This is a genomic window from Candidatus Pelagibacter ubique HTCC1062, assembly GCF_000012345.1.
Lineage (GTDB): Bacteria > Pseudomonadota > Alphaproteobacteria > Pelagibacterales > Pelagibacteraceae > Pelagibacter > Pelagibacter ubiqueversans.
In genome coordinates, this window is sequence record NC_007205.1 from 1,225,937 (window position 1) to 1,248,597 (window position 22,661).

At 33.0% G+C, this 22,661-nt stretch carries 23 protein-coding genes; 13 read left to right on the forward strand and 10 right to left on the reverse strand.

Annotated elements, in window-relative coordinates; translation table 11 throughout:
* Positions 1-127: 127 nt before the first annotated feature.
* Genes SAR11_RS06465 through SAR11_RS06480 form a run of 4 tightly spaced genes read right to left on the reverse strand, consistent with a single transcriptional unit; the run spans position 128 to position 3,191 of the window.
* Positions 128-1,459, reverse strand: coding sequence for a TRAP transporter large permease (locus SAR11_RS06465; protein WP_011282285.1), 1,332 nt, complete (start codon positions 1,457-1,459; stop codon positions 128-130).
* Positions 1,459-1,968 (reverse strand): TRAP transporter small permease subunit, encoded by a 510-nt coding sequence (locus SAR11_RS06470; protein WP_011282286.1) that lies wholly within the window; start codon positions 1,966-1,968, stop codon positions 1,459-1,461. Before SAR11_RS06470 ends, SAR11_RS06465 begins: the two co-directional genes overlap by 1 nt.
* A 6-nt stretch (positions 1,969-1,974) precedes the next feature.
* Positions 1,975-2,169: a hypothetical protein gene (locus tag SAR11_RS06475; RefSeq protein WP_011282287.1), complete on the reverse strand. Its 195-nt coding sequence runs from the start codon at positions 2,167-2,169 to the stop codon at positions 1,975-1,977.
* Positions 2,163-3,191: a glycerol-3-phosphate dehydrogenase gene (locus SAR11_RS06480; protein ID WP_006997993.1), complete on the reverse strand. Its 1,029-nt coding sequence runs from the start codon at positions 3,189-3,191 to the stop codon at positions 2,163-2,165. The genes SAR11_RS06475 and SAR11_RS06480 overlap by 7 nt, the downstream gene beginning before the upstream one ends.
* Before the next feature lie 79 nt (positions 3,192-3,270).
* Between SAR11_RS06480 and SAR11_RS06485 the strand changes: the two genes are divergently transcribed.
* Positions 3,271-4,602, forward strand: coding sequence for an NAD(P)-binding domain-containing protein (locus SAR11_RS06485; RefSeq protein WP_011282288.1), 1,332 nt, complete (start codon positions 3,271-3,273; stop codon positions 4,600-4,602).
* 32 nt (positions 4,603-4,634) lie between these two features.
* Here SAR11_RS06485 and SAR11_RS06490 read toward each other — a convergent pair whose 3' ends face one another.
* The 6 genes from SAR11_RS06490 to SAR11_RS06515 form a co-directional block, all read right to left on the reverse strand.
* Complete coding sequence (locus tag SAR11_RS06490) at positions 4,635-6,788, reverse strand: ABC transporter permease (RefSeq protein WP_011282289.1); 2,154 nt, start codon at positions 6,786-6,788, stop codon at positions 4,635-4,637.
* 9 nt (positions 6,789-6,797) lie between these two features.
* The gene (locus tag SAR11_RS06495; RefSeq protein WP_006997990.1) at positions 6,798-7,823 is read right to left on the reverse strand and encodes a quaternary amine ABC transporter ATP-binding protein; all 1,026 of its coding nucleotides are present in this window, start codon (positions 7,821-7,823) and stop codon (positions 6,798-6,800) included.
* A 72-nt stretch (positions 7,824-7,895) separates the two neighbouring features.
* Positions 7,896-8,444, reverse strand: coding sequence for a hypothetical protein (locus tag SAR11_RS06500; RefSeq protein ID WP_011282290.1), 549 nt, complete (start codon positions 8,442-8,444; stop codon positions 7,896-7,898).
* A gap of 11 nt (positions 8,445-8,455) precedes the next feature.
* Complete coding sequence (locus tag SAR11_RS06505) at positions 8,456-8,833, reverse strand: MORN repeat-containing protein (protein ID WP_006997988.1); 378 nt, start codon at positions 8,831-8,833, stop codon at positions 8,456-8,458.
* A 34-nt stretch (positions 8,834-8,867) separates the two neighbouring features.
* The gene (locus SAR11_RS06510; RefSeq protein ID WP_006997987.1) at positions 8,868-9,347 is read right to left on the reverse strand and encodes a hypothetical protein; all 480 of its coding nucleotides are present in this window, start codon (positions 9,345-9,347) and stop codon (positions 8,868-8,870) included.
* A 90-nt stretch (positions 9,348-9,437) separates the two neighbouring features.
* Entirely contained in the window at positions 9,438-10,382 is a 945-nt protein-coding gene (locus SAR11_RS06515) for an ABC transporter substrate-binding protein (protein ID WP_006997986.1), read from the reverse strand.
* A 115-nt stretch (positions 10,383-10,497) separates the two neighbouring features.
* Here SAR11_RS06515 and SAR11_RS06520 point away from each other — a divergent pair, with 115 nt between their 5' ends.
* From SAR11_RS06520 to SAR11_RS06575, 12 genes are all read left to right on the forward strand, one after another.
* The gene (locus SAR11_RS06520) at positions 10,498-12,825 is read left to right on the forward strand and encodes a DUF1989 domain-containing protein (protein ID WP_011282291.1); all 2,328 of its coding nucleotides are present in this window, start codon (positions 10,498-10,500) and stop codon (positions 12,823-12,825) included.
* Positions 12,826-12,828: 3 nt separating this feature from the next.
* Positions 12,829-13,179, forward strand: coding sequence for a hypothetical protein (locus SAR11_RS06525; RefSeq protein ID WP_011282292.1), 351 nt, complete (start codon positions 12,829-12,831; stop codon positions 13,177-13,179).
* A 99-nt stretch (positions 13,180-13,278) separates the two neighbouring features.
* The gene (locus SAR11_RS06530; protein ID WP_011282293.1) at positions 13,279-14,607 is read left to right on the forward strand and encodes an NAD(P)/FAD-dependent oxidoreductase; all 1,329 of its coding nucleotides are present in this window, start codon (positions 13,279-13,281) and stop codon (positions 14,605-14,607) included.
* A gap of 72 nt (positions 14,608-14,679) precedes the next feature.
* Positions 14,680-16,149 (forward strand): glutamine synthetase family protein, encoded by a 1,470-nt coding sequence (locus tag SAR11_RS06535; RefSeq protein ID WP_011282294.1) that lies wholly within the window; start codon positions 14,680-14,682, stop codon positions 16,147-16,149.
* 24 nt (positions 16,150-16,173) lie between these two features.
* Entirely contained in the window at positions 16,174-17,118 is a 945-nt protein-coding gene (locus SAR11_RS06540; protein WP_011282295.1) for a class II glutamine amidotransferase, read from the forward strand.
* Positions 17,106-17,960, forward strand: a complete 855-nt coding sequence (locus SAR11_RS06545) for a GXGXG motif-containing protein (RefSeq protein WP_011282296.1) — start codon at positions 17,106-17,108, stop codon at positions 17,958-17,960. Before SAR11_RS06540 ends, SAR11_RS06545 begins: the two co-directional genes overlap by 13 nt.
* Positions 17,960-19,384, forward strand: coding sequence for an FMN-binding glutamate synthase family protein (locus SAR11_RS06550; protein WP_006997979.1), 1,425 nt, complete (start codon positions 17,960-17,962; stop codon positions 19,382-19,384). The genes SAR11_RS06545 and SAR11_RS06550 overlap by 1 nt, the downstream gene beginning before the upstream one ends.
* Positions 19,385-19,393: 9 nt before the next feature.
* Complete coding sequence (locus SAR11_RS06555; RefSeq protein WP_006997978.1) at positions 19,394-19,795, forward strand: hypothetical protein; 402 nt, start codon at positions 19,394-19,396, stop codon at positions 19,793-19,795.
* 125 nt (positions 19,796-19,920) lie between these two features.
* Positions 19,921-21,321 (forward strand): ammonium transporter, encoded by a 1,401-nt coding sequence (locus SAR11_RS06560; protein WP_011282297.1) that lies wholly within the window; start codon positions 19,921-19,923, stop codon positions 21,319-21,321.
* Positions 21,322-21,332: 11 nt separating this feature from the next.
* A complete protein-coding gene (locus SAR11_RS06565) occupies positions 21,333-21,557 on the forward strand; it encodes a hypothetical protein (RefSeq protein WP_006997976.1) in 225 nt (74 codons plus the stop codon).
* Between the two features lie 60 nt (positions 21,558-21,617).
* Positions 21,618-21,770, forward strand: a complete 153-nt coding sequence (locus SAR11_RS07085) for a hypothetical protein (RefSeq protein ID WP_006997975.1) — start codon at positions 21,618-21,620, stop codon at positions 21,768-21,770.
* A gap of 12 nt (positions 21,771-21,782) precedes the next feature.
* Positions 21,783-22,661: a class II glutamine amidotransferase gene (locus tag SAR11_RS06575; protein ID WP_011282298.1), complete on the forward strand. Its 879-nt coding sequence runs from the start codon at positions 21,783-21,785 to the stop codon at positions 22,659-22,661.

Genomic DNA, 22,661 nt, shown 5'->3' on the forward strand with positions numbered 1-22,661 from the left:
TATTAGTTAAAAAGTATTTTTAAACCCTATTATAAAAAAAATTATGATTAAACCAAAAAATGAAATTTTTTATTCCACTAAATGATAATTTTTTCAACTTTAAAACCTAAAGTTGTATTATTATTTTTTATAGGTACTTATTTGGAAGATAAGTTGCAATTTGAGGAAAAACCATAACCAAAATCAATGCTAAGAGCATCACTAAGAGAAACGGTGTAATAGATTTATAAATATCAGATAAAGTTATTTCTTTTGGTGCCATTGCTCTCATAAGAAATAAATTATAACCAAACGGAGGGGTCATATATGCAATCTGACATGTAATTGTGTAAAGAACGCCGTACCAGATTGGATCGAATCCCAATGAGATAATTAGAGGTACATAAAGTGGCGCCACTATAACTAACATCGCCGTATCATCTAAAAACATTCCCATAAATATATAGGAAAGTTGCATCATAATTAAAACTCCCCAAGGAGTTAAATGCCATCTTTCTATAAATAAAGTTTCAATTGCACGCGCAGCACCAAGACCATCAAATACCGCTCCAAAACATAGTGCAGCTAATATTATCCACATAAACATGCAAGAAACACCAAGAGTTTTTCTAAGTGTTGTATCAAGAACTTTTCGAGTAAATCTTTTTTTGTAAATGGATGCTAAAGTTGCAAGTAAAGCACCTACAGCAGAGCATTCAACTAAGCTTGCAATACCCATTAAGAATAATCCAGTCATAGACATGAATATTACAAATGGAATTATTCCAGCTGTTAAAAGTTTTAGTTTTTCTTTAAGTGGAATATTTCTTTCTTTTTCACTTAATACAGGACCTAATTCAGGTTGAAGACGACATCTTACATAAATATAAATTATAAATAAGGTAGCCATTAAAAGGCCTGGTAAAAGTCCTGCAAGCCAAAGTTTACTTACTGGTTGACGTGCGATCATACCATAAAGAACCATCACAACACTTGGAGGTATTAAAATTCCTAACGAACTTCCTGCTTGAACGACACCAGTAATCATTCTTTTATCATAATTACGTTTTAACATTTCAGGGAGAGCAATAGTTGCTCCAATCGCCATACCAGCAACACTTAATCCATTCATAGCTGAAATTCCAACCATCATGAACATTGTACCAATTGCTAAGCCTCCTTTTATTCCACCAAAAAATACATGGAACATTTTATATAAATCGCTAGCAATACCTGACTCTGAAATCATAAAACCCATGTAAATAAAAAGTGGAAGCGTAAGCATTGGATACCACTTAAAAAGTTTCCATGTAGCCGTATATGGCATTTCAATAGCTCCATTTCCCCAAACTAATAATGCTGAAATAACAGCCACAAATCCAATTGCACCAAACACTCTTTGACCAGTAAACATCATTGCCAACATCGTTATGAACATGAACAATGCAATAAATTCATAACTTAGATATTGAGCGAGCATTATATTTTAATACCTTTAATTTTTGCGATATCTTTAATTAACATTGAAAAAGCTTGTAATAACATCAAGAGTATACCCAGTAACATCAAAGATTTTATGGGCCAAAGATAAGGCGCCCAAGCAGTAAAAAGTTTTTGTTTGTATTCCAATGTATATTGTAAACTTGAAATAGAGCCATAAAGAAGAACTACCAAGAAAAAAATCAAGAAAATACTTGTAAAAACATCCATTTTAGCTTTACCTTTTGCAGATAGTTTCCCATAGAATAAATCCATTCTAACATGATCATCAGTAATCATCGAGTAACCACCCCCAAGTAAATAATACGCTGTAAGAGTAAATTGAGCCATCTCTATAATCCACATTAAAGGATAGTTAATAATGTTTCTCGTAACGAAAGATAATATTAAAAGAAACATCATAAAAAAAACACCGTACATTACAAATCTGCCAACTTTGACACAAATGTTGTCTATTATATTTACATAAATTGAAAATATTTTTGGCATAAATTTCTAATTTTTATTTTTTTTAATTTCTTCTTCACAAAATTTTTTAGCTTCCGCAAGATCAGTAATTTTAGATTTAGATAGTTTTTGGCTTCCAGCTAAACAGGCATCTACTGCTCTTTTAAGATTATGGTCGCTAAAATTTAAAATAACCACCATTCCAAGTATTATAAAAACAAATATTAATATATTTTTTACCATTGAATTTCTAATTTCTTATTATCGCATATAGTATTTAACATACTAAACATTAATGGAAAATGTTTAGAATTAAGATCTTGTAAAATTTTAGGACCAATTTCCAATGCAAGTTGTGCACCTTCAACTGTAATATTTTTCATAAATTTTTCTTTAGCTTCTTTATAAAGGTATCCTTCACCTAAATATTTTCCCATCAAGCTATTTCTTCCTCCTATTGCACTAACATACAAATCACCTAAACCAGCTAGGCCATAAACAGTTTCAGGTCTTCCTCCATAGAAAGAAACAAACTCAACCATTTCAGATATTGATCTATGAATTAATGAGGCTGATGTATTTAAATAGTATTTAGATTGAATTTCTTTAGGTGCTTTTGAATTACTTAACCCTTCTGAGGCTCCAATTAACATAGAATAAATATTTTTAATTGCACCTGATAATTCAATGCCAGTTAAGTCATCTGATACTTCTGTTGAATAGTAATCTGTTGATATAATTTTTTTTAATTTTTCAGTTTCTTTGATATCTGGGTTTGCAATAACTGTGCCTGTCCTCATTTTATATGCAAGACCTGCTGCCAAACAGGGTCCTTTAATCGCTGAAATATTTACTTGTGTATGACCTTCATCTTTGAGAAGTTTTTTAATTTTATCTGAAAGTGTTATTAATTCATTACCCTCAATAGCCAGGCCTTTGGTTAATAAAATAATGGGAAGATTTTTTTTGTAGCTCTTTGTAATTTGCTTAACAAACCATTCAATTCCTACCGAGCTAACTCCAGCAACCATGATGTCTACTCCCTCTTCAAGTATTGATTGTAATTTTTCAAATTTTTCTACCTTCAATTTTGATGGTAATTCAATATTTAAAGCTGGATGAAGATTGTTATTAGATTTAATATTATTTATTAAATCATCTTCTAAATGCGTACCAACGAGTGTTACCTCATTTTGGTTTTCAAGACATGGTACAGCAAAAGCTGATCCCATTGCTCCAGCACCAATAATAATAATTTTTTTCATAATTTAGTATTTTTTTATATTAATTTTTAGCATTTTGTTGGTAAAGTACAGTTATAAATTTATAGAGAGAGATGATATTATGACAAAAGTAGCTATTATTGGTGCTGGCCCTTGTGGTTTGTCCGCTTTAAGATCCTTTGAACAAGCAGAAAAAAATGGTGAAAAAATACCTGAAATAGTTTGTTTTGATAAGCAAGAAGATTGGGGAGGATTATGGAATTACAGTTGGAGAACTGGATCTGATCAATACGGTGACCCTGTACCTAATAGTATGTATCGATATCTTTGGTCAAACGGCCCTAAAGAATGTTTAGAATTTGCTGACTACTCATTTGATGAACACTTTGGAAAACCAATTCCTTCTTTTCCACCTAGAGCAGTTTTATATGATTATATTTTAGGTAGAGTTAAAAAGGGAAATATAAAATCTAAAATAAAATTTAACACCTCTGTTACTAATGTTTCTTATGTAAACAGTAACTTTGAGGTTACTTATCGAGATAAAAAAAATGACAAAATTTCGAAAGATATTTTTGATTACGTAATTGTATCTACTGGTCATTTTTCGGTTCCATTCATCCCAGAATATCCTGGAATGAAATCATTTCCTGGAAGAATAATGCATTCTCATGATTTTAGAGATGCAGAAGAATTTCGAGGCAAGAATGTTGTTGTTTTAGGAAGTAGTTATTCTGCTGAAGATGTTGCTCTTCAGTGTCATAAGTATGGGGCAAAAAGTGTTACTATTGGTTATAGACACAATCCAATGGGATTTAAATGGCCCAAAGGTATGAAAGAAGTTTTTCATCTAGATAGACTTGAGGGGAATAAGGCAATATTTAAAGATGGCCACGTGCAAGAAGCAGATGCTGTAATTTTATGTACTGGATATCTTCATCATTTCCCTTTTATATCTGAAGATCTTAAATTAAAAACTGGCAATAGATTGTATCCACCAATGCTATACAAAGGTGTAGTTTGGCAAAATAATCACAAATTAATGTATTTAGGTATGCAAGATCAATTTCATACTTTTAATATGTTTGATTGTCAGGCTTGGTTTGCAAGGGATGTTATAATGGGAAAAATTAAAGTTCCAAATGACTCTGAAATTGAAAAAGATATTAATAAATGGGTATCAATGGAAGAAAAATTGGAAAATCCTGAACAAATGATAGATTTTCAAACTGAGTACACCAAAGAACTTCATGATTTATCTGATTATCCTAAAATTAATTTTGAATTAATTAGAAAAACTTTTAAAGAATGGGAACATCATAAAGTGGAAAATATAATGACTTATAGAAATAAATCATTTGCTTCACCAGTGACAGGCTCTGTTGGACCAATTCACCATACACCATGGGAAGAAGCTATGGATGACTCTTTAAAAACATTTTTAAATAAATAAAAGATTTATTATCTAGTTTAAGAGAATATTAGCTATCCTATACCAAGGTGTTTTTTTCTTTTCCCAACCCACGTTCTGATTAAATGGTCAAATATTAGGCCAATAAAAGCAACACAAAGTCCCAATGTCAATCCTATACCTGCACCCTTTTTATCAGATAGAGCTTTTAGAATGTACTGTCCTAAATCTTCTGTTCCAATAAAAGCCCCAATAATTACCATGAACAAAGCAAATACAATTGTTTGATTTAAACCAAGCATCATGTGAGGAAAAGCTAAAGGGAATTCAATTTTTAATAACCTTTGTACTTTATTTACACCTGACATTGTGGCAGCGTCATGTAAAGCTTCTGGAACACTTCTTAAACCTTCAATAGTATACCTTGTTGCAGGTATAGTTGCATAAACTATTACAGCAATTAATACTGAAGTATCTGTAACTCCAAAAAGCATCATCACAGGAATCAAGTATACAAACGAAGGGAAGGTTTGAAAGATATCACAAACGCCCAGCATAAAATTTGCAGTATGCTTGTTTTGAAATGATATAATTCCAACTGTAAATCCAATTATAGTGGATATAAAAACTCCAAAAGTTGCCATGTACAATGTAACTAAAGCTCTATCCCACCAAGGACTCAATGCAATAAATAAAGTTAATCCGCCCACTACAAGAGCTGAACGAATTCCTCCAATTATATAACCCGCTCCAATGACTAAAACTAAAGTAGCAACTGCTGGCATTCTTAAATATAAAGCTCTCATGGGTTGCAACACATCTACTATCAACCAAGTATTAAAAATCTTTAAAGTATGAAAGAAAGTATCCCAAATCCAATCCACACCTTTATTCCAAAAATCTGCTGTTGATATTCCTTTATTGTGAGGAACTTCAAATAAATAATTAGACCCATCTTTAAAATAAAATGACCCCAGATATGAAAAAATAATTCCTAGAATTACAGCAGCTGCAAAAAATAATATATTTTTATTACGCTGAAAATAAGTCAAGTTACCAAAATAATCTATTTGCTTATTTGCCCAAGCTAAGGACATCTTATCCAAAAGTATTGCAATCAAACTAATACATAAACCAGCCTCTAATGCTAATCCAATATTTAGCTGGTTTAATGCTAATAATAAATTAAACCCTAAACCTTTTGCTCCTATAAAAGCTGAAATAACTGCCATAGAAAAACACACCATTATGACCTGGTTAACTCCAATTAAAATATCTCTTCTAGCAGTAGGAATTAATACTTTAGTCATCAGTTGCCAATTATTACACCCACTCATTCTACCAGCCTCAATAACCTCAGAGGGTATTCCTCTTAGACCTAACAAGGTTAATAATATCATTGGTGGAACCGCTACAACCATAGTTATAATAACTGCAGCATGATCACCAATGCCAAAAAGAACAATTGCAGGAACTAATACTGCGTATTGAGGCATAGTTTGCATAACCAAAAGTATTGGATATAAGAATTTTTCTACACGTTTGCTTTTAAATGCCATAACTCCAAAAGTTAAACCAAAAAGAAAAGAAAGTGGTGCTGCTACTAATATAAAAGAAAGAGTTTGCATCGAAGGTTTCCATTGACCAAAAACAGAAATATAAATCATGACTAAACCTGCAAATAAAGCTAAGCCTTTACCGCTTAATTTATATCCAAGTATTACCGCACCTGCTGTAACGATTGTCCAAGGTAATCCTGGCAGTTCTGCCCATGGATTTGCATCTATCCAATCCCAACTACTAAATGAAACAATTGTTTCAACACCTCCTAATAAAATTTCTCTTATTAACTCTATAAGAAACGTCATAAATGAAGTTAAATTTCTTGTAATTTGTAAAAGTAGAGGTTGAGTTCTGAACTCTTGAATGTCTTCATTCCAAAACTCCATTGGCATCCATTCATTCATTAAAAAAAATAAAGAATCGTTTATCCAAATAGGCAACCATCCAAGTAAAGGTGGTAGTCTCCAAAAAACATCAAACGCATAATATCTCACCTCAGCACCAAATAATGTGTAAGTACTTTGATTAGGGTCTTTAATGAATTCGGCTTGGCCTCTTATAAAATTATAAGTTTCAGGAACTTCTATTGCAAAACATAAGCTAAAAAATACAATTAACAAAAATAACCATTGAAAAAATTTTGGATATTTTTTTAATAATTCCATATTTTGCCTTTATTTTTTCTCCCTTGAAAAAACAGTATGAATTATTTTTGAGGGGTGAACGCTTCCAACAATTTTATTATTTTCATCTGTAACAGCTACAGATTTTTCTTGAGTTAAAATTTTTTCAGCCACATTTTCAATTATTTCATTTTTCGAAACTTTGAAATCACTTAAATTTTCAGTTTCTGGTTTTTCCATTAGATCTGCTATTTTTAGAACCTTTCCCCTAGGTACTTCTTCGGTAAATTTTCTTACATATTCAGTTGCTGGATTTAAGACAATGTTGGCGGGTGTATCCAATTGCTCAATAACTCCATCCTTCATAATTGCAATACGGTCAGCAAGTCTTAATGCCTCATCAAAATCATGAGTAATAAACATAATTGTTTTTTGTAACTTTTCTTGAAGTCTTAAAAATTCATCCTGCATTTCTTTTCTAATTAATGGATCTAATGCAGAAAATGGTTCATCTAAAAACCAAATATCGGGCTCAACCGCTAATGATCGAGCAATACCTACTCTTTGTTGTTGTCCACCAGAAAGTTCTCTTGGAAAGTAGTTTTCTCTTCCATCAAGACCTACAAGTTTAACCATTTCCATTGCTTTATTGATGCTATCTTGAGTTTTAATCCCTTTGATTTGAAGTGGAAAAGCAATATTTTCAACAACTGTTTTATGAGGCAGTAAAGCAAAACTTTGAAAAACCATTCCCATCTTATTTCTTCTAAGTTCAATTAATTCTTTATTATTTAGTGTAAGTAAATCTTGACCGTCTATATAAATTTTTCCGCTTGTTGCATCTGTTAATCTAGAAATACATCTTAGTAATGTTGATTTTCCTGAACCAGATAGCCCCATCACAACTAACATTTCACCTTTTACAACTTCAAAAGAGGCATTATTTACACCAACTATACACCCATTATCTTGAAATGTTTTTGCATCCACATTTCCATTTGCTTCATGAAGCATCTTCTTGGCGTTAGAGCCAAAAATTTTGTAAACTGATTCACATTTAATTACAGGATCGCTCATAATGTATTAATAAGTTATACGAAATAGAAATAAAATACACTGTATATTATTTTTATTTATTGTTTTTCCTCCTTAAAAATTTTTAATAAAATAAACTCTTGTATCAATACCAGTACTTAAAAAACTTAAAGCTTCACCAGTAACAGTAATTGTTTCATCTATCCCAATGTTATTTCCACTTACCGTATAACCTGTAATACATTTGTTTTTGTCTTTGTCCCATTTAACAAATGTTTCATCAATTAGATTTCCATTCTTAGTATAAATTTCATGTGCCTTAAAATTTAAAAAATTTGCACCCATAATTGCACGTTGTGGAATAAGTTTTGTTGCATTACAAACTGCCTCATACAATTCATCTGTTAATTTAAAATGATTCGTTCCATCAAAAGTTACTAAAATACCTGATGGAAGACTTGATGTCAGTTCACTTAGTTTTCTTTCTTTTGCAATTCTTTCTTCTTCTATTTTCATCTTTTTAACTAATTCATCTCCTTGACCAAAAAAGATATTTAGAGTTACAAAAAATAAAATTACAACAACGGTAACTGAAATAAGACCAACAAATTGATTAAGTGCATGAGGTAAGTTTCTTAATTTATCTAAATATTTTTTTTCCATTATTATTTTAATTATTCTTGTAACTTCCCATTTTTCCAAATTCCTATTTTTTCCTTTCCATCGGACCAGGTAAATTTTCCTTCACCATTCATGAAGCCATTAGTCCATTCCCCATCATAAGTTGAGCCATCAGGAAAAGTTAAAATACCTTGACCACTCCATTCGCTATTTTTAAATTCACCTTTATAAATATAGCCATTTGGCCAAGTTTCAGTTCCATTACCCTCTTTTTGCGTCTGAACCCACTCTCCTTCATAGGTGGTTTTATCTGTGTACACCCATTTTCCAAAGCCGTTTTCACAGTTTCCCTCTTTACATCCGGTACTTCGGGCTAGGGCTATAGATGTGGTTAAAAAACTTAAAATAATACAAATAAGATATTTTTTCATTATTATATTTTACACAAAATTAGATAAAAAAAAATCAGACTTTTTTCTCATTTTTTTTACATGAATAAAAAGAAATATCTTTTTCAGAGTTTTCACTTTTCATGTCTCTTGTAATTTCATGAATTAATTCACCAGATTTTCTATTTATAATTCCTGATTCAGAGTAGTTTTTTTCTTCATCAATAGCTTTAAATAAAACTACGTCTTTGTTTACTATTCTAACTGTTAGTTTTTCTTTTTTTGAAAGAAATGAAGATAATCCATTTATTAAAAGTGTTTTTGGTTGTTTTGCATTGATTTCAAATTTATCTAAATCTTTATCCTCTAAATCCTTAGCTAAAAAAGTTTGATAATTATATTCTGCATTCTTAACTATTTTTTTTTCTAATTCACATACAAAGCTAAGACTAATATTTTCCTCTATATTCACATCTTGTGCTAAAGAAAAATTAAAAACAAATAAACTTATGGAAATGTAAAAAAAATATTTCATAACTTGTATAATTTTTTTCATTAATAATATGAATGTTTCTTGAAAAATTACCTATAAAAAAATCCCCCCCAATAAATATTGGGGGAGATCTTAAATTATTTGTTTATATCCTTATTTAGTAAAAGGAGTCCAAACTGACTTATTATCTGCAAGCCACTTTTTAGCTGCATCTTCGTGAGTCATTTTGTCAACGTCAACTAAAGCAGCCATTGCACCAATGTGACTTGTAGAGAATGACATCTTTTTAAACGTTGCAGCCGCAGCTGGATGAGTTTTTGGAAAGTCTGCATTTACAGCTTTTTTCAAGTAACCATCAGGCGAACCACATTTACCGTCACCACCATCTTCTGGTCTACAACCAGCAGTATATGGAGGGAAGTCTATAAATGTAAAACCAGCACCATCTGTAAAGTTTGGTGTCCAGTTGAATATTATAGTTCCTCTTCCTTCTTTTTCAGCAGCTACTAATTCTGCCCAAAGTGCATCTGCACTTCCAGCAAATTTAACTGTCCAAAGATCTCCTAAGCCTAAAGCATCAACCCTTTGAGGTATCAAATCTCCATGCCAAGTTTGAGGTCCTTCTAACATTCTTCCTTTTCCACCTGAGTCAGGTGTTGTAAAGTTTTTAGCACAAGCTGGATTTTTTAAAGCAGTCCAATCTGGTAGACCTGGACATAATCCTTTTTCAGCAACCCAGTTTGGATATCCCATATCTTCAAGCGTTCGAGCTTCATGATCTCCCCAATCAACTAAACCACCTTTATCAAGCGCTGTAGTAAATGATTTACCAAAAGCAGATTCCCAAACTTCATGAGATAAACTTACATCACCTAGACGAATTGACTCATACACAGCTTGTGAATCAGTATTTACGTATTTTACGTTATTTCCCATACTTTCGAAAATTCCACCAATAACGTGAGCCATTACAATTTGGCTTGACCAGTTATGAGTTGGAATTACGATGGGCTTTTTACTGTCTGCTGCGTTAGAAATTCCAGCGAAACTTACTACTGAAATTACTAGGGCAGACATTAATGATACTATTTTTTTCATTATTCTCTCTCCCTTAATATTAAGTTATAGAAGTATGTTCTCATTTATTAAATTTATAGTCAATCCCTTATGAATATATTATGCTTAAGGTAATTTATCAAAATTTACACTGGCAATGCTACATACTAGTAAAGATATACGAAGTCCTGGTTTAAGAACGTTACCACCTGGAGTTGAAAGATATTTTGTAAGAGGTGGAGGTTTATCAATTATAGAAGTTTTACCAGAAGATAAAATAGAAATAATAAATGAAGAAGGAAAACAAATTTGTGAAATAATTGTTTTTAATTCAAAAGGTAAATCTGATTTATCTATTTTAAATTTAAAAGAAAATTCTAACGCAGATTTTTCAAAAAAAACTATCTCAAACGATGAAAAAATTTCAAAAATTTTAAAGAAAAAAAACTTAAATTTAAGTAATGCTAAAGCATCTATCATTTTTAACGATGATTGCTTGATGGGTGAAAAAATAACACTAACCTCAAAAGATAAATGCATTGTAATGATTGCTGCACCTGGTGATGCAATGAATGTTCATGAACAAAATCCTCCAACAGATTTAACGATTTATTTAAATAAAGCTAAATTTATTGAAACTGATGAACAATTTATCTTACCAGATCCACTTAGTGATCCAATTATAGAACAACTTGTAAAAAGAAGAACTGCTGAAACCTACAGTGTTAAAGCTGGTGAATATATTCAAATAATTGATCCAGGTGGAAGACAGTGTTCTGATTTTTTAGCTTTTGATACACAAAAATTAAATGACGGTATTGAAAGCATTATTGATGATAAAACAACACGAACCTTTATGGGTGGTGCCTACCCTGGGCCAGGATTATTTTCAAAGTTTTATGACGGCGATCATGAAGCTATGATTGAAGTTGTGAGAGATACCGTTGGAAGACATGATACTTTCAATCTTGCTTGCACATCAAAATACTATGAAGACATGGGATATATGGGGCACATAAATTGTACAGATAATTTTAATAATAGGCTGGATAAATATGACATCAATTCTCGAAAAAGCTGGTCTGCAATAAATCTTTTTTTCAATACTGCTATTGACGCTAATAATGTTGCATCTTTTGATGAGCCTTGGTCAAGACCAGGGGATTATGTTTTGTTTAGGGCTTTAAAAGATTTAACTTGTATATCCTCTGCTTGCCCATGTGATGTAGATGCTGCAAATGGCTGGAATCCAACTGATATTTTTGTTAGGACTTATTCAAAGGAAAAAAAATATTCAAAAGCAATAGCATTTAGAATGAAAACAGACTCAGAGCCTAAATTAACACAAGAGACAGGGTTTCATAAAAAAACTTCTGAGCTAACAAGAAATTTTGTTGAGTATAAAGGTTTTTGGCTTGCTAATAATTTTACAAATTCAGGAACAATAAAAGAGTATACGGCTTGTAGAGAAAGTGCGATTGCAACAGACTTATCACCTCTTAGAAAGTTTGAAATTCTTGGACCTGATGCAGAAAATTTAATGCAATACACACTTACTAGAAATGTTAAAAAACTATCTATCGGACAAGTTGTTTATACAGCTATGTGTTATGAAAATGGCTGTATGCTAGATGACGGTACTTTATTTAAATTAGGACAAGATAATTTTAGATGGATCGGTGGAGATGAATACAGTGGTGAATGGTTAAAAGAACAAGCTAAGAAGAAAAATTACAAAGTTTGGATAAAATCTGCAACAGATCATATTCATAACATTGCCGTTCAAGGTCCAAATAGTAGAAAAATTTTAGAAAAGTTTGTATGGACGGCGCCAATCCAACCATCAATCACTGAACTTGAATGGTTCAGATTTAATATTGCAAGAATAGATCATGAAACAGGTACGCCAATTGTTATTTCAAGAACAGGTTACACGGGTGAACTTGGTTATGAAATATGGTGTCATCCAAAAGATGCTGCAGAAGTTTGGGATAAAGTTTGGGAAGCTGGTAAAGAGTTTGATATTACCCCATTAGGTTTAGAAGCTTTAGACATGGTTCGTATAGAAGCTGGCCTTATTTTTTATGGTTATGAGTTTGACGATCAAACAGATCCATTTGAAGCTGGAATTGGTTTTACAGTTCCACTTAAAACTAAGGAAGATGATTTTATAGGTAAAGAAGAATTAATTAAAAGAAAAGCAAATCCACAAAAAAAATTAGTTGGTCTGGAATTAGTAGGTCATGAACCGGCATTACATGGAGATTGTGTTCATGTAGGTCGTGGTCAAGTAGGTGTAATAACAAGTGGAATGCTATCCCCTAAACTTGGAAAAAATATTGCGCTTTGTAGAATAGATGTAAAATATTCTGAGATTGGAACTGAAGTTGAAATTGGTAAACTTGATGGTCATCAAAAAAGAATTGGAGCGAAAGTTGTACCTTTTCCTTTCTACGATCCAACAAAATCAAGAGTTAGAGCGTAATAAATGCCTAATAACAGTAAAGATCTTTTAAGTTTTTGGGAAGACCAAATGAAGCAATCCCATACTTCAAGCAACTATTTTTTTAGAAAATCCCCTTCTCATTATCATATGATGCTACTTGTAATGTCAGCTTACAAACATAATGAAAAGTTATCTGTTGAAGGGCTAAAGACAAAACTATTCAAAACTTCTAGACCAAAATCTGCATTGATTATTAATGAAGCTTGTGAAAAAGGATTCTTTCGTCTTGAAAAGACTTCAACTGACCAGCGAATAAAAAACATAGTGCCTAGTGAGACTTTTATTAATGAGTTTAAAGAATATTTAAATACACTGCAAAAGTTAAGTTATTAGTCACTTTTTAAAAAAATCTATAATATATAATTTATATATATAATTTATAGATCTATAAAAAATTGTATTTTTTTTTATCCAAAAAAATATTGTTTTGCTATGTCAACTTTACCAAAAAAAGCAAAAGTCGTAATTATAGGTGGTGGGATTCATGGCTTAAGTACAGCATGGAAACTTTCTGAAACTTATAAAAACGAAAATGACATAGTTGTTCTAGAAAAAAAAGATATCGCAGCAGGTGCAAGTGGAATTGCTTGTGGTGTTGTTAGAAATAATTATTTTCAGCCCGCTATGAGAGAATTAATGGCTCACTCAGTATCGGTTTGGGAAAGTGATCCCAAAGCATTTAAATATAACTCTGTCGGTTATTTGCAAATTTCACCGGAAGTTATGCACGAAGATGTTGCTTCAATAGCTAAACAACAAAAAGCAATAGGATATGATTCAGAATTTATAGAAGGTGAAGCAGACTGCATGAAGTATATGAAAAATATGTTTGGTGACTGGCAAGCTCAAGGGATAACTTCAGTTCTTCATGAAAAAAAAGGTGGTTATGCATTTAATAAAGATTCTATAAAAGCGCTTGAAGAAAAATCAACATCAAATGGGGTCAAGGTTGTTAAAGGGGTAACTGTTACAGGTTTTAAAAGAGGTAGTAACAGTAAAGCTGTTACAGGTGTTGAAACAGACAAAGGTATTATTGAGTGCGATCAAGTTGTTGTTGGTGCTGGTCCTTGGGTGAGAGATTTTTGGAATATGCTAGAGCTACCAAAAACTGCAAAAATTAAAGATAAAGATGGTAAATTTCATGAAACTGAAATGTGGAAATACTGGATGCTACAGGAAGGTGTAATTGGTGTTGATGAGGATTTTTTAAAAATGGATAATGGTGGTCAACCACCTGTAATTCATGTCGATTCTACGGCTCCTTTATATTCTGATAAAACAAAAAAATTAATTACTGATAAAATTTGGGGAATTTATTATAAACCTGATATCGAAGGTTTGGGAGTACAAGGTGGAACGTCACCCTACATAGTTGATAAACATTTTGATAAAGTTAATGTTGACCCCTATGGAATTGAGTCTCCTGAATTTCAAACTACAGAAGAGTTTAATGATATGTGGTGCTCAGCTTTAGCTCATTGTCAAAAAAGATTTGAAGGAAAATCTGATCTTTATAGAAAAGGCCCTTCAGGTGGACTTGGTTGCATGACCCCTGACTCATTTCCAATTTTTGATAAATTTTTAGAAAATGTTTACATGATTGCTGATGCTAACCACGGTTACAAAATGATTGGTGTTGGTGAACTTGTTGCAAAAGAAATTCTTGGAACTGAAAGTGATTTATTAAAACCGTTTAGATTCAACCGTTACGAGAAAGGTGAACTTCACCCAACTTCTAACAGTCCGTTCCCTTGGAGTTAAACTTCAAGCCTAGACACTAATAAATTTTTCAGTTACGGTTCGTTAAATAAAAATTCATTAGAGGGAGAGATAATGACAGATTTAGATAGACACGTAAGACAACCTGGTAGAGACAAATTAGTAAAGCAAGTTAGAGCTAAGATTAATGAGCTAGGTGTTGAATATATTTTTTTTCAATTTATTTCAGTAACTGGAAGAGTTGTAGGTAAAGGTATTCCTACTGATCACTGGGAAAGAACTTGCGAAAAAGGTTTTCAATTAGTTTACGGTGCTACAGCTAACTTATTTGTTGATCGTCATGGAGATTATATTGGTTATGGTCCAGAAGCAAAAGAGCTAGTTGGTATTCCTGATCCTGAAACTTTTTGCCAACTCCCTTGGGATAAAAAAGTTGCAAGAGTGTTTGTTACTTGCTTTAGAAATAGAGAAGAAAGAGAAAACCCAGGTGCACACTTAACTTCAGACTGCCGTGGAAATTTAAGAATACACGCTCAAGAATTTAAAAAGAAACACGGCTACCAATTAAGAGTTGGAACAGAGCCTGAAATGATGTGGTTAACTAAAAATGAAGATGGTTCACCAACAGGTAAAGGTTTTTCTAAACCCTACTGCTATCATATTGATCAATTCGAGTCGTTAAGACCAGTATTTATGAAAGTTTTTGAATACGCTAGAGCAATGGGCTTTGACATGATTCAAGGTGATCATGAGGATGCACCAGGACAATTAGAATTAAACTGGATGTATGATGACGTATTAAGAAATGCAGATAGACTTTCAACTTATAGACAAATTTGTGCTCAAGTTGCAAGAGAGTTTAATTTGATAGCTTGCTTTATGACAAAACCTTTTATGGGAGTGTCAGCAAGTGGTTGTCATACTAATATGTCTTTGTGGAAAGGTGGAAAAGATAAAGTTAATAAATTATCCCACAAATCAATACCAGCGATGGATGAAGTTTTCACTTATGTTGAAGGTGGAACTAATTACTTTATGCCTGATACTAAAGATATTCAGTTACCAGGTAAGATTGGATTAAAAGCAATTGGTGGAGTAATGAAACATTTAGGTGCATTAACTGCAATTGGATCATCAACTGTAAACTCTTATAGAAGATTATGGGATACAGGTTTTTGGGCTCCTGTTTATGCTGATTGGGGATTTCAAAACAGAACATGTGGATTAAGAGTTTCTGCACCAGGAAGATTTGAATATCGTTCAGTTGACTCAATGCATAATCCTTACTTGATGGGTTCAGGATTATTGAAATGTTTTGATGATGGGATAACAAATAATATTGATCCAGGAAAACCAGAATCTAGAAGTATGTACGATGCTCAGGCAGCTGGTAAAGAAGTTAAAAAATTACCTTTAAGTCTAGGTGAAGCTTTAGATCGTCTGGCAGAAGATGAAGTGATCAAAGCAGCTATGCCAGATGAAATGTATAAAGTTTTCCATTGGTATAAAAATGATGAATGGGAAAGATTTTTAGGGGCAACAACTCAGTGGGACTTAGATACTTATCTAGATTGTCTACCGTAATCTTTAATAAAATAGGGGAAATATATGTGTGGAATAGCAGGATTAATACATAGAGGAAAATCATCCAATGTAGGAAGTGAGCTACAAGGAATGCTTCAAGCTTTAAAACATAGAGGAGAAGATTCTACAGGTTATGCTTTGTATGGAGATACTGATGGTAAAAATTTTATCATGCGTTTTAAAGTTGGAGAAAATGTTGGTGAAGGAAGTTCATCCATAATGGAAGATGTTTCTGTTTATGACAAAAGAAAGAAAATTGTTGATCAATATTTATCTGAACTAGGTGCTAAAATAGTAAAAGAGGAAAGAATTTTACCCTACTCTTTGAGATATGAGCTTGATTATGATGTAAAAGATCTACTAGAATTTTCACAAAAGATTGAAAGTATTCCAGGTGTTGAAATTTTATCTATGGGAAAATCCTTAGAGGTAATTAAAGATTTAGGAAATGCTCAAATGGTTCTTGATAGGTATGATTTAGGTAAAGTAGTTGGAACTCATGCAATTGGCCATGCAAGAATGGCTACAGAATCTGGTGTAGATATTAAATCAGCCCACCCTTTTTGGGGTTATCCTTTCAGTGATGTATCAGTAGTTCATAACGGTCAGTTAACTAACTATTGGAACAATAGAAGAATGCTTGAAAATAAAGGCATGAGATTTATGTCTGAGTGCGATTCAGAATTAATAGCGGTTTATATTGCTCAAAAAATGAAAGAAGGAGCAAGCCTTGAAGAGGGCATGAAAGCTTCATTAACAGGTCTTGATGGAGTGTTTACATATTTTGTTGCAACTAAAGATTCTTTAGGAATGGCAAAAGATACTATGGCTGCAAAACCTTTGGTTCTTTATGAGTCAGATGATTTAGTGGCAATGGGCTCAGAAGAAATAGCAATCAGATCAGTTCTACCACAAGAGATAGATACATATGATCCATTTGATGGAGAGGTAAAAGTATGGCAAATTTAAAGAATACAGAGAAAAAAACTAAAGCCCAGTCAATGGGTATGCACTCAGAAGTTTTAACAGGAAGAACTCAACAAAAGTTTTTTAATCCTGATGAAGGTGAAAACCTTTATTATTTTGGAACTTACGATGTAGATTTTAATAAAAGAACAGAGCTAGATGTTAAAGATATGACAGCTCCAGAAGCTAATAAAGAAATTGATAACTTAATGAGCCAAGGATTTGGCACAATTGTTATTAAAAACCCTCAAGGTAAACATAGTTTAGGGGTTGGTATTTTAAATAAATTAAATTTAATTTTTGAGGGAAGTTTAGGTTATTTTGGTATGGGTTCATGTGATGGACCTACTGTTAGAATTAATGGTAGAGTTGGTTGGTCTTGTGCAGAAAACTTAATGGCAGGAAAAGTTGTTATAGAGAAAAATGCAGGGTCTTGCTTTGGTGCCGCTATAAGAGGTGGTGATTTAATTTGCAAAGGAAGTGTTGGTGCAAGAACTGGAATTGACATGAAGGGTGGAACTATCATTGTTGGTGGTGATGCTGGAGCGTTCACTGGTTTTATGATGCAAAGAGGAAGAATAATTATTCTTGGTGATGTTGGAATAAACTTAGGTGACTCTATGTATGATGGCACAATCTTTATTGGTGGAAAAATAGGATCATTTGGAAGTGATGCTGTGCCTGCTGATCTAACTGCTAGTGATCAAGATTGGTTAAAACGAAAATTAAAAGTTGCAGAAATTGGTGAAAAATTTGATGTTAGTAAAATGACTAAAATTGTAGCTGGTAAAAAACTTTGGAACTATGACAATCTAGAACCTCATGAAAAGAAAGGAGCTATCTAATGGCTAAAAAGAAAACAAAAAAAAATGAAAAAAAATTAAAAAAAGCTAAAGGTAGTGTTGGTGGAAAAGCTGATGTTCATGCACATGAAGATGGTAAAAGAAATAAAAGTCTATTAGGTCACAATGCTATTTTTACTCCTGAAGTTATAGACGATATTCATATCAAAGCTCAACTTGGAAGATACAGAATGCGTGGAATGGCATTAATGAAAAAAATTCCAACATTTGATGATTTAGTATTCCTACCAGGAACTCTTACTAGATTTGTAATTGAAGGTTATAGAGAAAAATGTGAAACAAAAACTATTATCGGTCCTAATTGTGAGAACCCGATTGAACTAGATATACCAGTATATATTACAGGTATGAGTTTTGGTGCGCTTTCTTATGAAGCTAAAACTGCTTTAGCAAGAGGAGCAACAATGGCTGGAAGTGCTACTTGTTCAGGAGAGGGTGGAATGATTCCAGATGAAAGAAGATATTCTGAAAAATGGTACTATCAATGTATTCAATCAAGATACGGGTTTAACCCTCACCACGCTCAACTTGCTGATGCAATAGAAGTGTTTATTGGTCAAGGACAAAAAGTTGGAATGGGTGGACATTTAATGGGTCAAAAAGTTACTGATCAAGTTGCAGAAATGAGATCTTTACCATCTGGTATTGATCAAAGATCTCCAGCAAGACACCCCGACTGGCTAGGTCCAGATGATTTAGCTTTAAAAGTTGAAGAATTAAGACAACTTACAAAAAACAAAGTACCAATTCAGTTAAAACTAGGTGCATCAAAAGTTTATGATGATGTTCGTATGGCTGCAAAATGTAATCCTGACTCAATCTTTTTAGATGGTATGGAAGGTTCAACTGGAGCTGGTCCACATATAGCTGCTGCAAATACTGGTATCCCAGGAATTGCTGCAATCAGAGAAGCAAGAAGAGCTATTGATGATGTGGGTAAAACTGGACAGGTAACTTTAATTTATGCAGGTGGTATTAGAGATGGTGCTGATATGGCGAAGGCTTTAGCCTTAGGTGCTGATGCAATAGCAATTGGAACTGGTGCTTTAATAGCCTTAAACTGCAATAAAGATATTCCAGAAGCAAACTTTGAAAAAGAAATGGGTGTTAAGGCTGGTGACTGTTATCACTGCCACACTGGTCGTTGTCCAGTTGGTGTTGCAACCCAAGATCCTAAATTAAGAGCTAGATTAAATCCTGATGATGCTGCTTTAAGAGTTTATAATTACTTGCATGCAATGACATTAGAGGCTCAACTTTTAGCAAGAGCTTGTGGTAAAACTAATATTCACTCATTAGAACCAGAGGATTTAGCTGCACTAACAATGGAAGCTTCTGCACTAGCAAAAGTTCCTTTAACAGGAACCAACTTCACTGTTGGTGTTGATAACTATCACAAAATATAAGAGGTAAATATGGTTAAGAAAAAAACGAAAATAAAAGTAAAAAAAGAAAATCTAGGTGGAAAGTCTAAAGAAACTGCTAGAGAAAAAATGATTGGGCAACATATTGGTTATAGATATGATGTTAACTTACTCCCTGATTATAAAAAAATCACTCCATTCTTAAAAAAGTATATTGAAGCAATGGGATGGGATGATCTTAATTGGCTAGAAGATATACACATGGGTTATGAAGAAGATAGACCTGCTGTATTTTGTAGAAATGCAAATGGCTGGGTTACAATTCCAAAATCAATCAAATTGCCAAACAACCAACAAGACAGAGATATGATCGCAAGAGAGCTTTTAGTTAAGTTTCAAATGTCTAAAAAACACCCTCTTGTTGATTTGAAAAAAGCTTACCTTAAGTTTTAGTACCTCAATCAAAGGTTGATTATTTTTCAAAACTTGTAGTTATTACTTGCTTATTTAAGCAATGTATAGTTTGTCACGTCTCTATAAATTTTATAGTCTTTCTTAAAACTAATAGGAGAGAGATTATGGATGATCAATTAGGCGCTCTTACAGTTATATTTACAGAATTTTACTACTGGGTAACAGTGGTATTAATGTTCCTGATTCACGTCGGGTTTTGTATGTATGAAGTTGGAGCCTCACGATACAAGCATCACCAACATACTTTAATGAAAAATACCATGGTAATACCACTAGTAACGGTAACCTGGTTTTTCTTTGGTTGGTGGATTTACTGGGCATTCCCAACAGGACCGGGAATAGCACCTTCAATAATGAATGAGAGTTCAGCATTAATTACTGATGAAAGTACTTTTAGTGCGAAATGGTATGTGGCAAATACTGAATTTATGGCTGTCAACTTAGGTGACCGTATAAGTGGAGTATTCTGGGCTGCATTCTTACTATTTTCATGGACAGCTGCTTCAATTGTTTCTGGAGCAATCATTGAAAGAATTACAACTTTTGCATTTGGTATTTTAGCAATTGCAATTGGTTCGTGTTTCTGGGTAATTGATGCTGCTTGGGGATGGCACTTTGATGGATGGATGCTTAAAATTTTAGGGTATCATGACGCTTATGCATCAGGAGTAATTCACGCAATTGCGGGTGGATTTGCTTTAGGTGTTCTAATCGTACTAGGACCTAGAATTGGAAAATTCTCATCAAGTGGTGAACCAAGAAATATAGGACCAAGAAATCCATGGCTAGTTACAGTTGGATTATTTTTAATCTATACTGGTTTCTGGGGATTTTATGCGGCATGTAATATACCAATATTTGATCTTGGACCTGAGTATGGAATGGAAGGTGTCACATACTGGACAGCAACAAACATATATGTAACCCCAACCACACTGAGTGGAATAACCTATAACTTCTTGATGTCACTATCAGGTGGATTATTGGCTGGATACGTGGTCGCTAAAGGTGATCCATTCTGGACTTACTCAAGTGGACTGGCTGGTATCATCTGTGCATCTGCAGGTAATGATTTGTATCACCCGATACAAGCAATGCTTATTGGTGCAATCGGTGTAGTTATTTCATATAAAATGCATTACTGGGTTGAACGTAAGTTCAAAATTGATGATGCAGTTGGTGCAGTAGCAGTGCATGGTTATGCAGGGTTTGTTGGTCTTGTAATTTGTGGATTTGTTTTAAATGGCTATCCTTCATCTGGATACAGTGTTGGAGCTATGTGGGACGGATCAACTTATGCATCAATCAATCCACTGGGACAATTCCTTGGAGCAATTATAATGTTCGGAGTTCTTGGAATGTTACCAGGTTATGTTTTAGCTAGAATACTAAGCGCATTTGGCAAATTAAGAATACCACGTGAAGTTGAAATAGCTGGACTAGACTATGAAATAATGGAGGACGATAGAGAAGCTGAAAAAGCGGTCGCCTCTGCAACTAGGTAAAGGAGAAAAATATGGCTACAGTTACAAACTGGATAGATCATTTAAGTGCAGAAGAGGTTGTCGGAGCCATTTATCCGGGAGCTGGATCCACTGAAACTTTGCTAGTTATTCTTGGTGTAGTTTTTTGGATTGGGTGGCATGTCATCACAGCTAAATCTGAGAGTGAAAAACTCTCAAGATTAGCTAAGAAAAGACATGGTGCAAATGATCATAAAAGCAATATTACCGACTGGTAATATTAAATAAACTTTGGGCGCTGCTTAATTGTGGCGCCCTTTTTTTTATAAAAATTCTATATGAATGAGAATAATCAAGAAAATCAAAGACCAAGTAAGATGAGAGGTGTTGTTTTTCCAAAAGCAAAGTACGGAGTAATAGCAGCTATCATCATCATTGTAGTGGGAAATATTTTCTACTATAAGGAATTCTTACTATCTTTAATAAAATAAACTTAAAAATTTATGTGTGGAATTGTAGGGATTTATCTTAAAACAAAGAAATACGAAAAAGATCTTGGTAAATTTTTATCTGGAATGCTTGATGGTATGGCGACTAGAGGCCCTGATAGTGCTGGATTTGCAATATATACAAAGCAAAATAAAAATAAATTTAAATACTCTATTTGTTTAAATCAATTAACAGATAAAGAATTTAAAAAAAAAATATCTAAATTTTTAAAAAAAATAACACTTAAAACTTTTTCGGATCATGTAATTCTTGAAACAGAGGAAAAACCCAAAAAGGTATTAGAAATCCTAGATACTAAATTAAAAGAAGTTTCTTTGGTGGGCTATGGTAAAAGTATTAATATTTTTAAACAAACGGGAAACCCTAAAGATGTCGTTAGAAAATTTAAATTATCTTCTTTTTCAGGAACTCATGCAATAGGCCATACTAGAATGGCAACAGAGAGTGCAATTACAACTCAAGGTTCTCACCCCTACTCTACATCAGAAGATGAGTGCTTGGTTCATAATGGATCTCTTTCAAATCATAACAACGTACGAAGGTCTTTAAAAAAAGAAGGTCAGAAATTTAATTCAGAAAATGATACTGAGGTTGCGGCTGGTTACATCTCTAATCAAATTTCAAAAGGAGAAAATCTAGAAGAAACCCTAAAAAATAGCCTAAAAGATTTAGATGGTTTCTACACCTTTATAGCTGGTACTAAAGATGGTTTTGCATTGTTGAGAGATGAAATAGCTTGCAAGCCAGCAGTTGTTGCAGAAACAAAAGATTATGTAGCGGTTGCTTCAGAATTTCAATGTATGGCGCACTTGCCAAATGTAAACACAGCTAAAATTTTTGAACCAAAACCAGGTATTGTTTATCACTGGTAA

What these genes read in the sequence shown, in the direction of transcription:
- SAR11_RS06465 (WP_011282285.1), bottom strand. Translation starts at nt 1,459, where the DNA reads ATGCTCGCTCAATATCTAAGTTATGAATTTATTGCATTGTTCATGTTC.
- SAR11_RS06470 (WP_011282286.1), bottom strand. Translation starts at nt 1,968, where the DNA reads ATGCCAAAAATATTTTCAATTTATGTAAATATAATAGACAACATTTGT.
- SAR11_RS06475 (WP_011282287.1), bottom strand. Translation starts at nt 2,169, where the DNA reads ATGGTAAAAAATATATTAATATTTGTTTTTATAATACTTGGAATGGTG.
- SAR11_RS06480 (WP_006997993.1), bottom strand. Translation starts at nt 3,191, where the DNA reads ATGAAAAAAATTATTATTATTGGTGCTGGAGCAATGGGATCAGCTTTT.
- SAR11_RS06485 (WP_011282288.1), top strand. Translation starts at nt 3,271, where the DNA reads ATGACAAAAGTAGCTATTATTGGTGCTGGCCCTTGTGGTTTGTCCGCT.
- SAR11_RS06490 (WP_011282289.1), bottom strand. Translation starts at nt 6,788, where the DNA reads ATGGAATTATTAAAAAAATATCCAAAATTTTTTCAATGGTTATTTTTG.
- SAR11_RS06495 (WP_006997990.1), bottom strand. Translation starts at nt 7,823, where the DNA reads ATGAGCGATCCTGTAATTAAATGTGAATCAGTTTACAAAATTTTTGGC.
- SAR11_RS06500 (WP_011282290.1), bottom strand. Translation starts at nt 8,444, where the DNA reads ATGGAAAAAAAATATTTAGATAAATTAAGAAACTTACCTCATGCACTT.
- SAR11_RS06505 (WP_006997988.1), bottom strand. Translation starts at nt 8,833, where the DNA reads ATGAAAAAATATCTTATTTGTATTATTTTAAGTTTTTTAACCACATCT.
- SAR11_RS06510 (WP_006997987.1), bottom strand. Translation starts at nt 9,347, where the DNA reads ATGAAAAAAATTATACAAGTTATGAAATATTTTTTTTACATTTCCATA.
- SAR11_RS06515 (WP_006997986.1), bottom strand. Translation starts at nt 10,382, where the DNA reads ATGAAAAAAATAGTATCATTAATGTCTGCCCTAGTAATTTCAGTAGTA.
- SAR11_RS06520 (WP_011282291.1), top strand. Translation starts at nt 10,498, where the DNA reads ATGCTACATACTAGTAAAGATATACGAAGTCCTGGTTTAAGAACGTTA.
- SAR11_RS06525 (WP_011282292.1), top strand. Translation starts at nt 12,829, where the DNA reads ATGCCTAATAACAGTAAAGATCTTTTAAGTTTTTGGGAAGACCAAATG.
- SAR11_RS06530 (WP_011282293.1), top strand. Translation starts at nt 13,279, where the DNA reads ATGTCAACTTTACCAAAAAAAGCAAAAGTCGTAATTATAGGTGGTGGG.
- SAR11_RS06535 (WP_011282294.1), top strand. Translation starts at nt 14,680, where the DNA reads ATGACAGATTTAGATAGACACGTAAGACAACCTGGTAGAGACAAATTA.
- SAR11_RS06540 (WP_011282295.1), top strand. Translation starts at nt 16,174, where the DNA reads ATGTGTGGAATAGCAGGATTAATACATAGAGGAAAATCATCCAATGTA.
- SAR11_RS06545 (WP_011282296.1), top strand. Translation starts at nt 17,106, where the DNA reads ATGGCAAATTTAAAGAATACAGAGAAAAAAACTAAAGCCCAGTCAATG.
- SAR11_RS06550 (WP_006997979.1), top strand. Translation starts at nt 17,960, where the DNA reads ATGGCTAAAAAGAAAACAAAAAAAAATGAAAAAAAATTAAAAAAAGCT.
- SAR11_RS06555 (WP_006997978.1), top strand. Translation starts at nt 19,394, where the DNA reads ATGGTTAAGAAAAAAACGAAAATAAAAGTAAAAAAAGAAAATCTAGGT.
- SAR11_RS06560 (WP_011282297.1), top strand. Translation starts at nt 19,921, where the DNA reads ATGGATGATCAATTAGGCGCTCTTACAGTTATATTTACAGAATTTTAC.
- SAR11_RS06565 (WP_006997976.1), top strand. Translation starts at nt 21,333, where the DNA reads ATGGCTACAGTTACAAACTGGATAGATCATTTAAGTGCAGAAGAGGTT.
- SAR11_RS07085 (WP_006997975.1), top strand. Translation starts at nt 21,618, where the DNA reads ATGAATGAGAATAATCAAGAAAATCAAAGACCAAGTAAGATGAGAGGT.
- SAR11_RS06575 (WP_011282298.1), top strand. Translation starts at nt 21,783, where the DNA reads ATGTGTGGAATTGTAGGGATTTATCTTAAAACAAAGAAATACGAAAAA.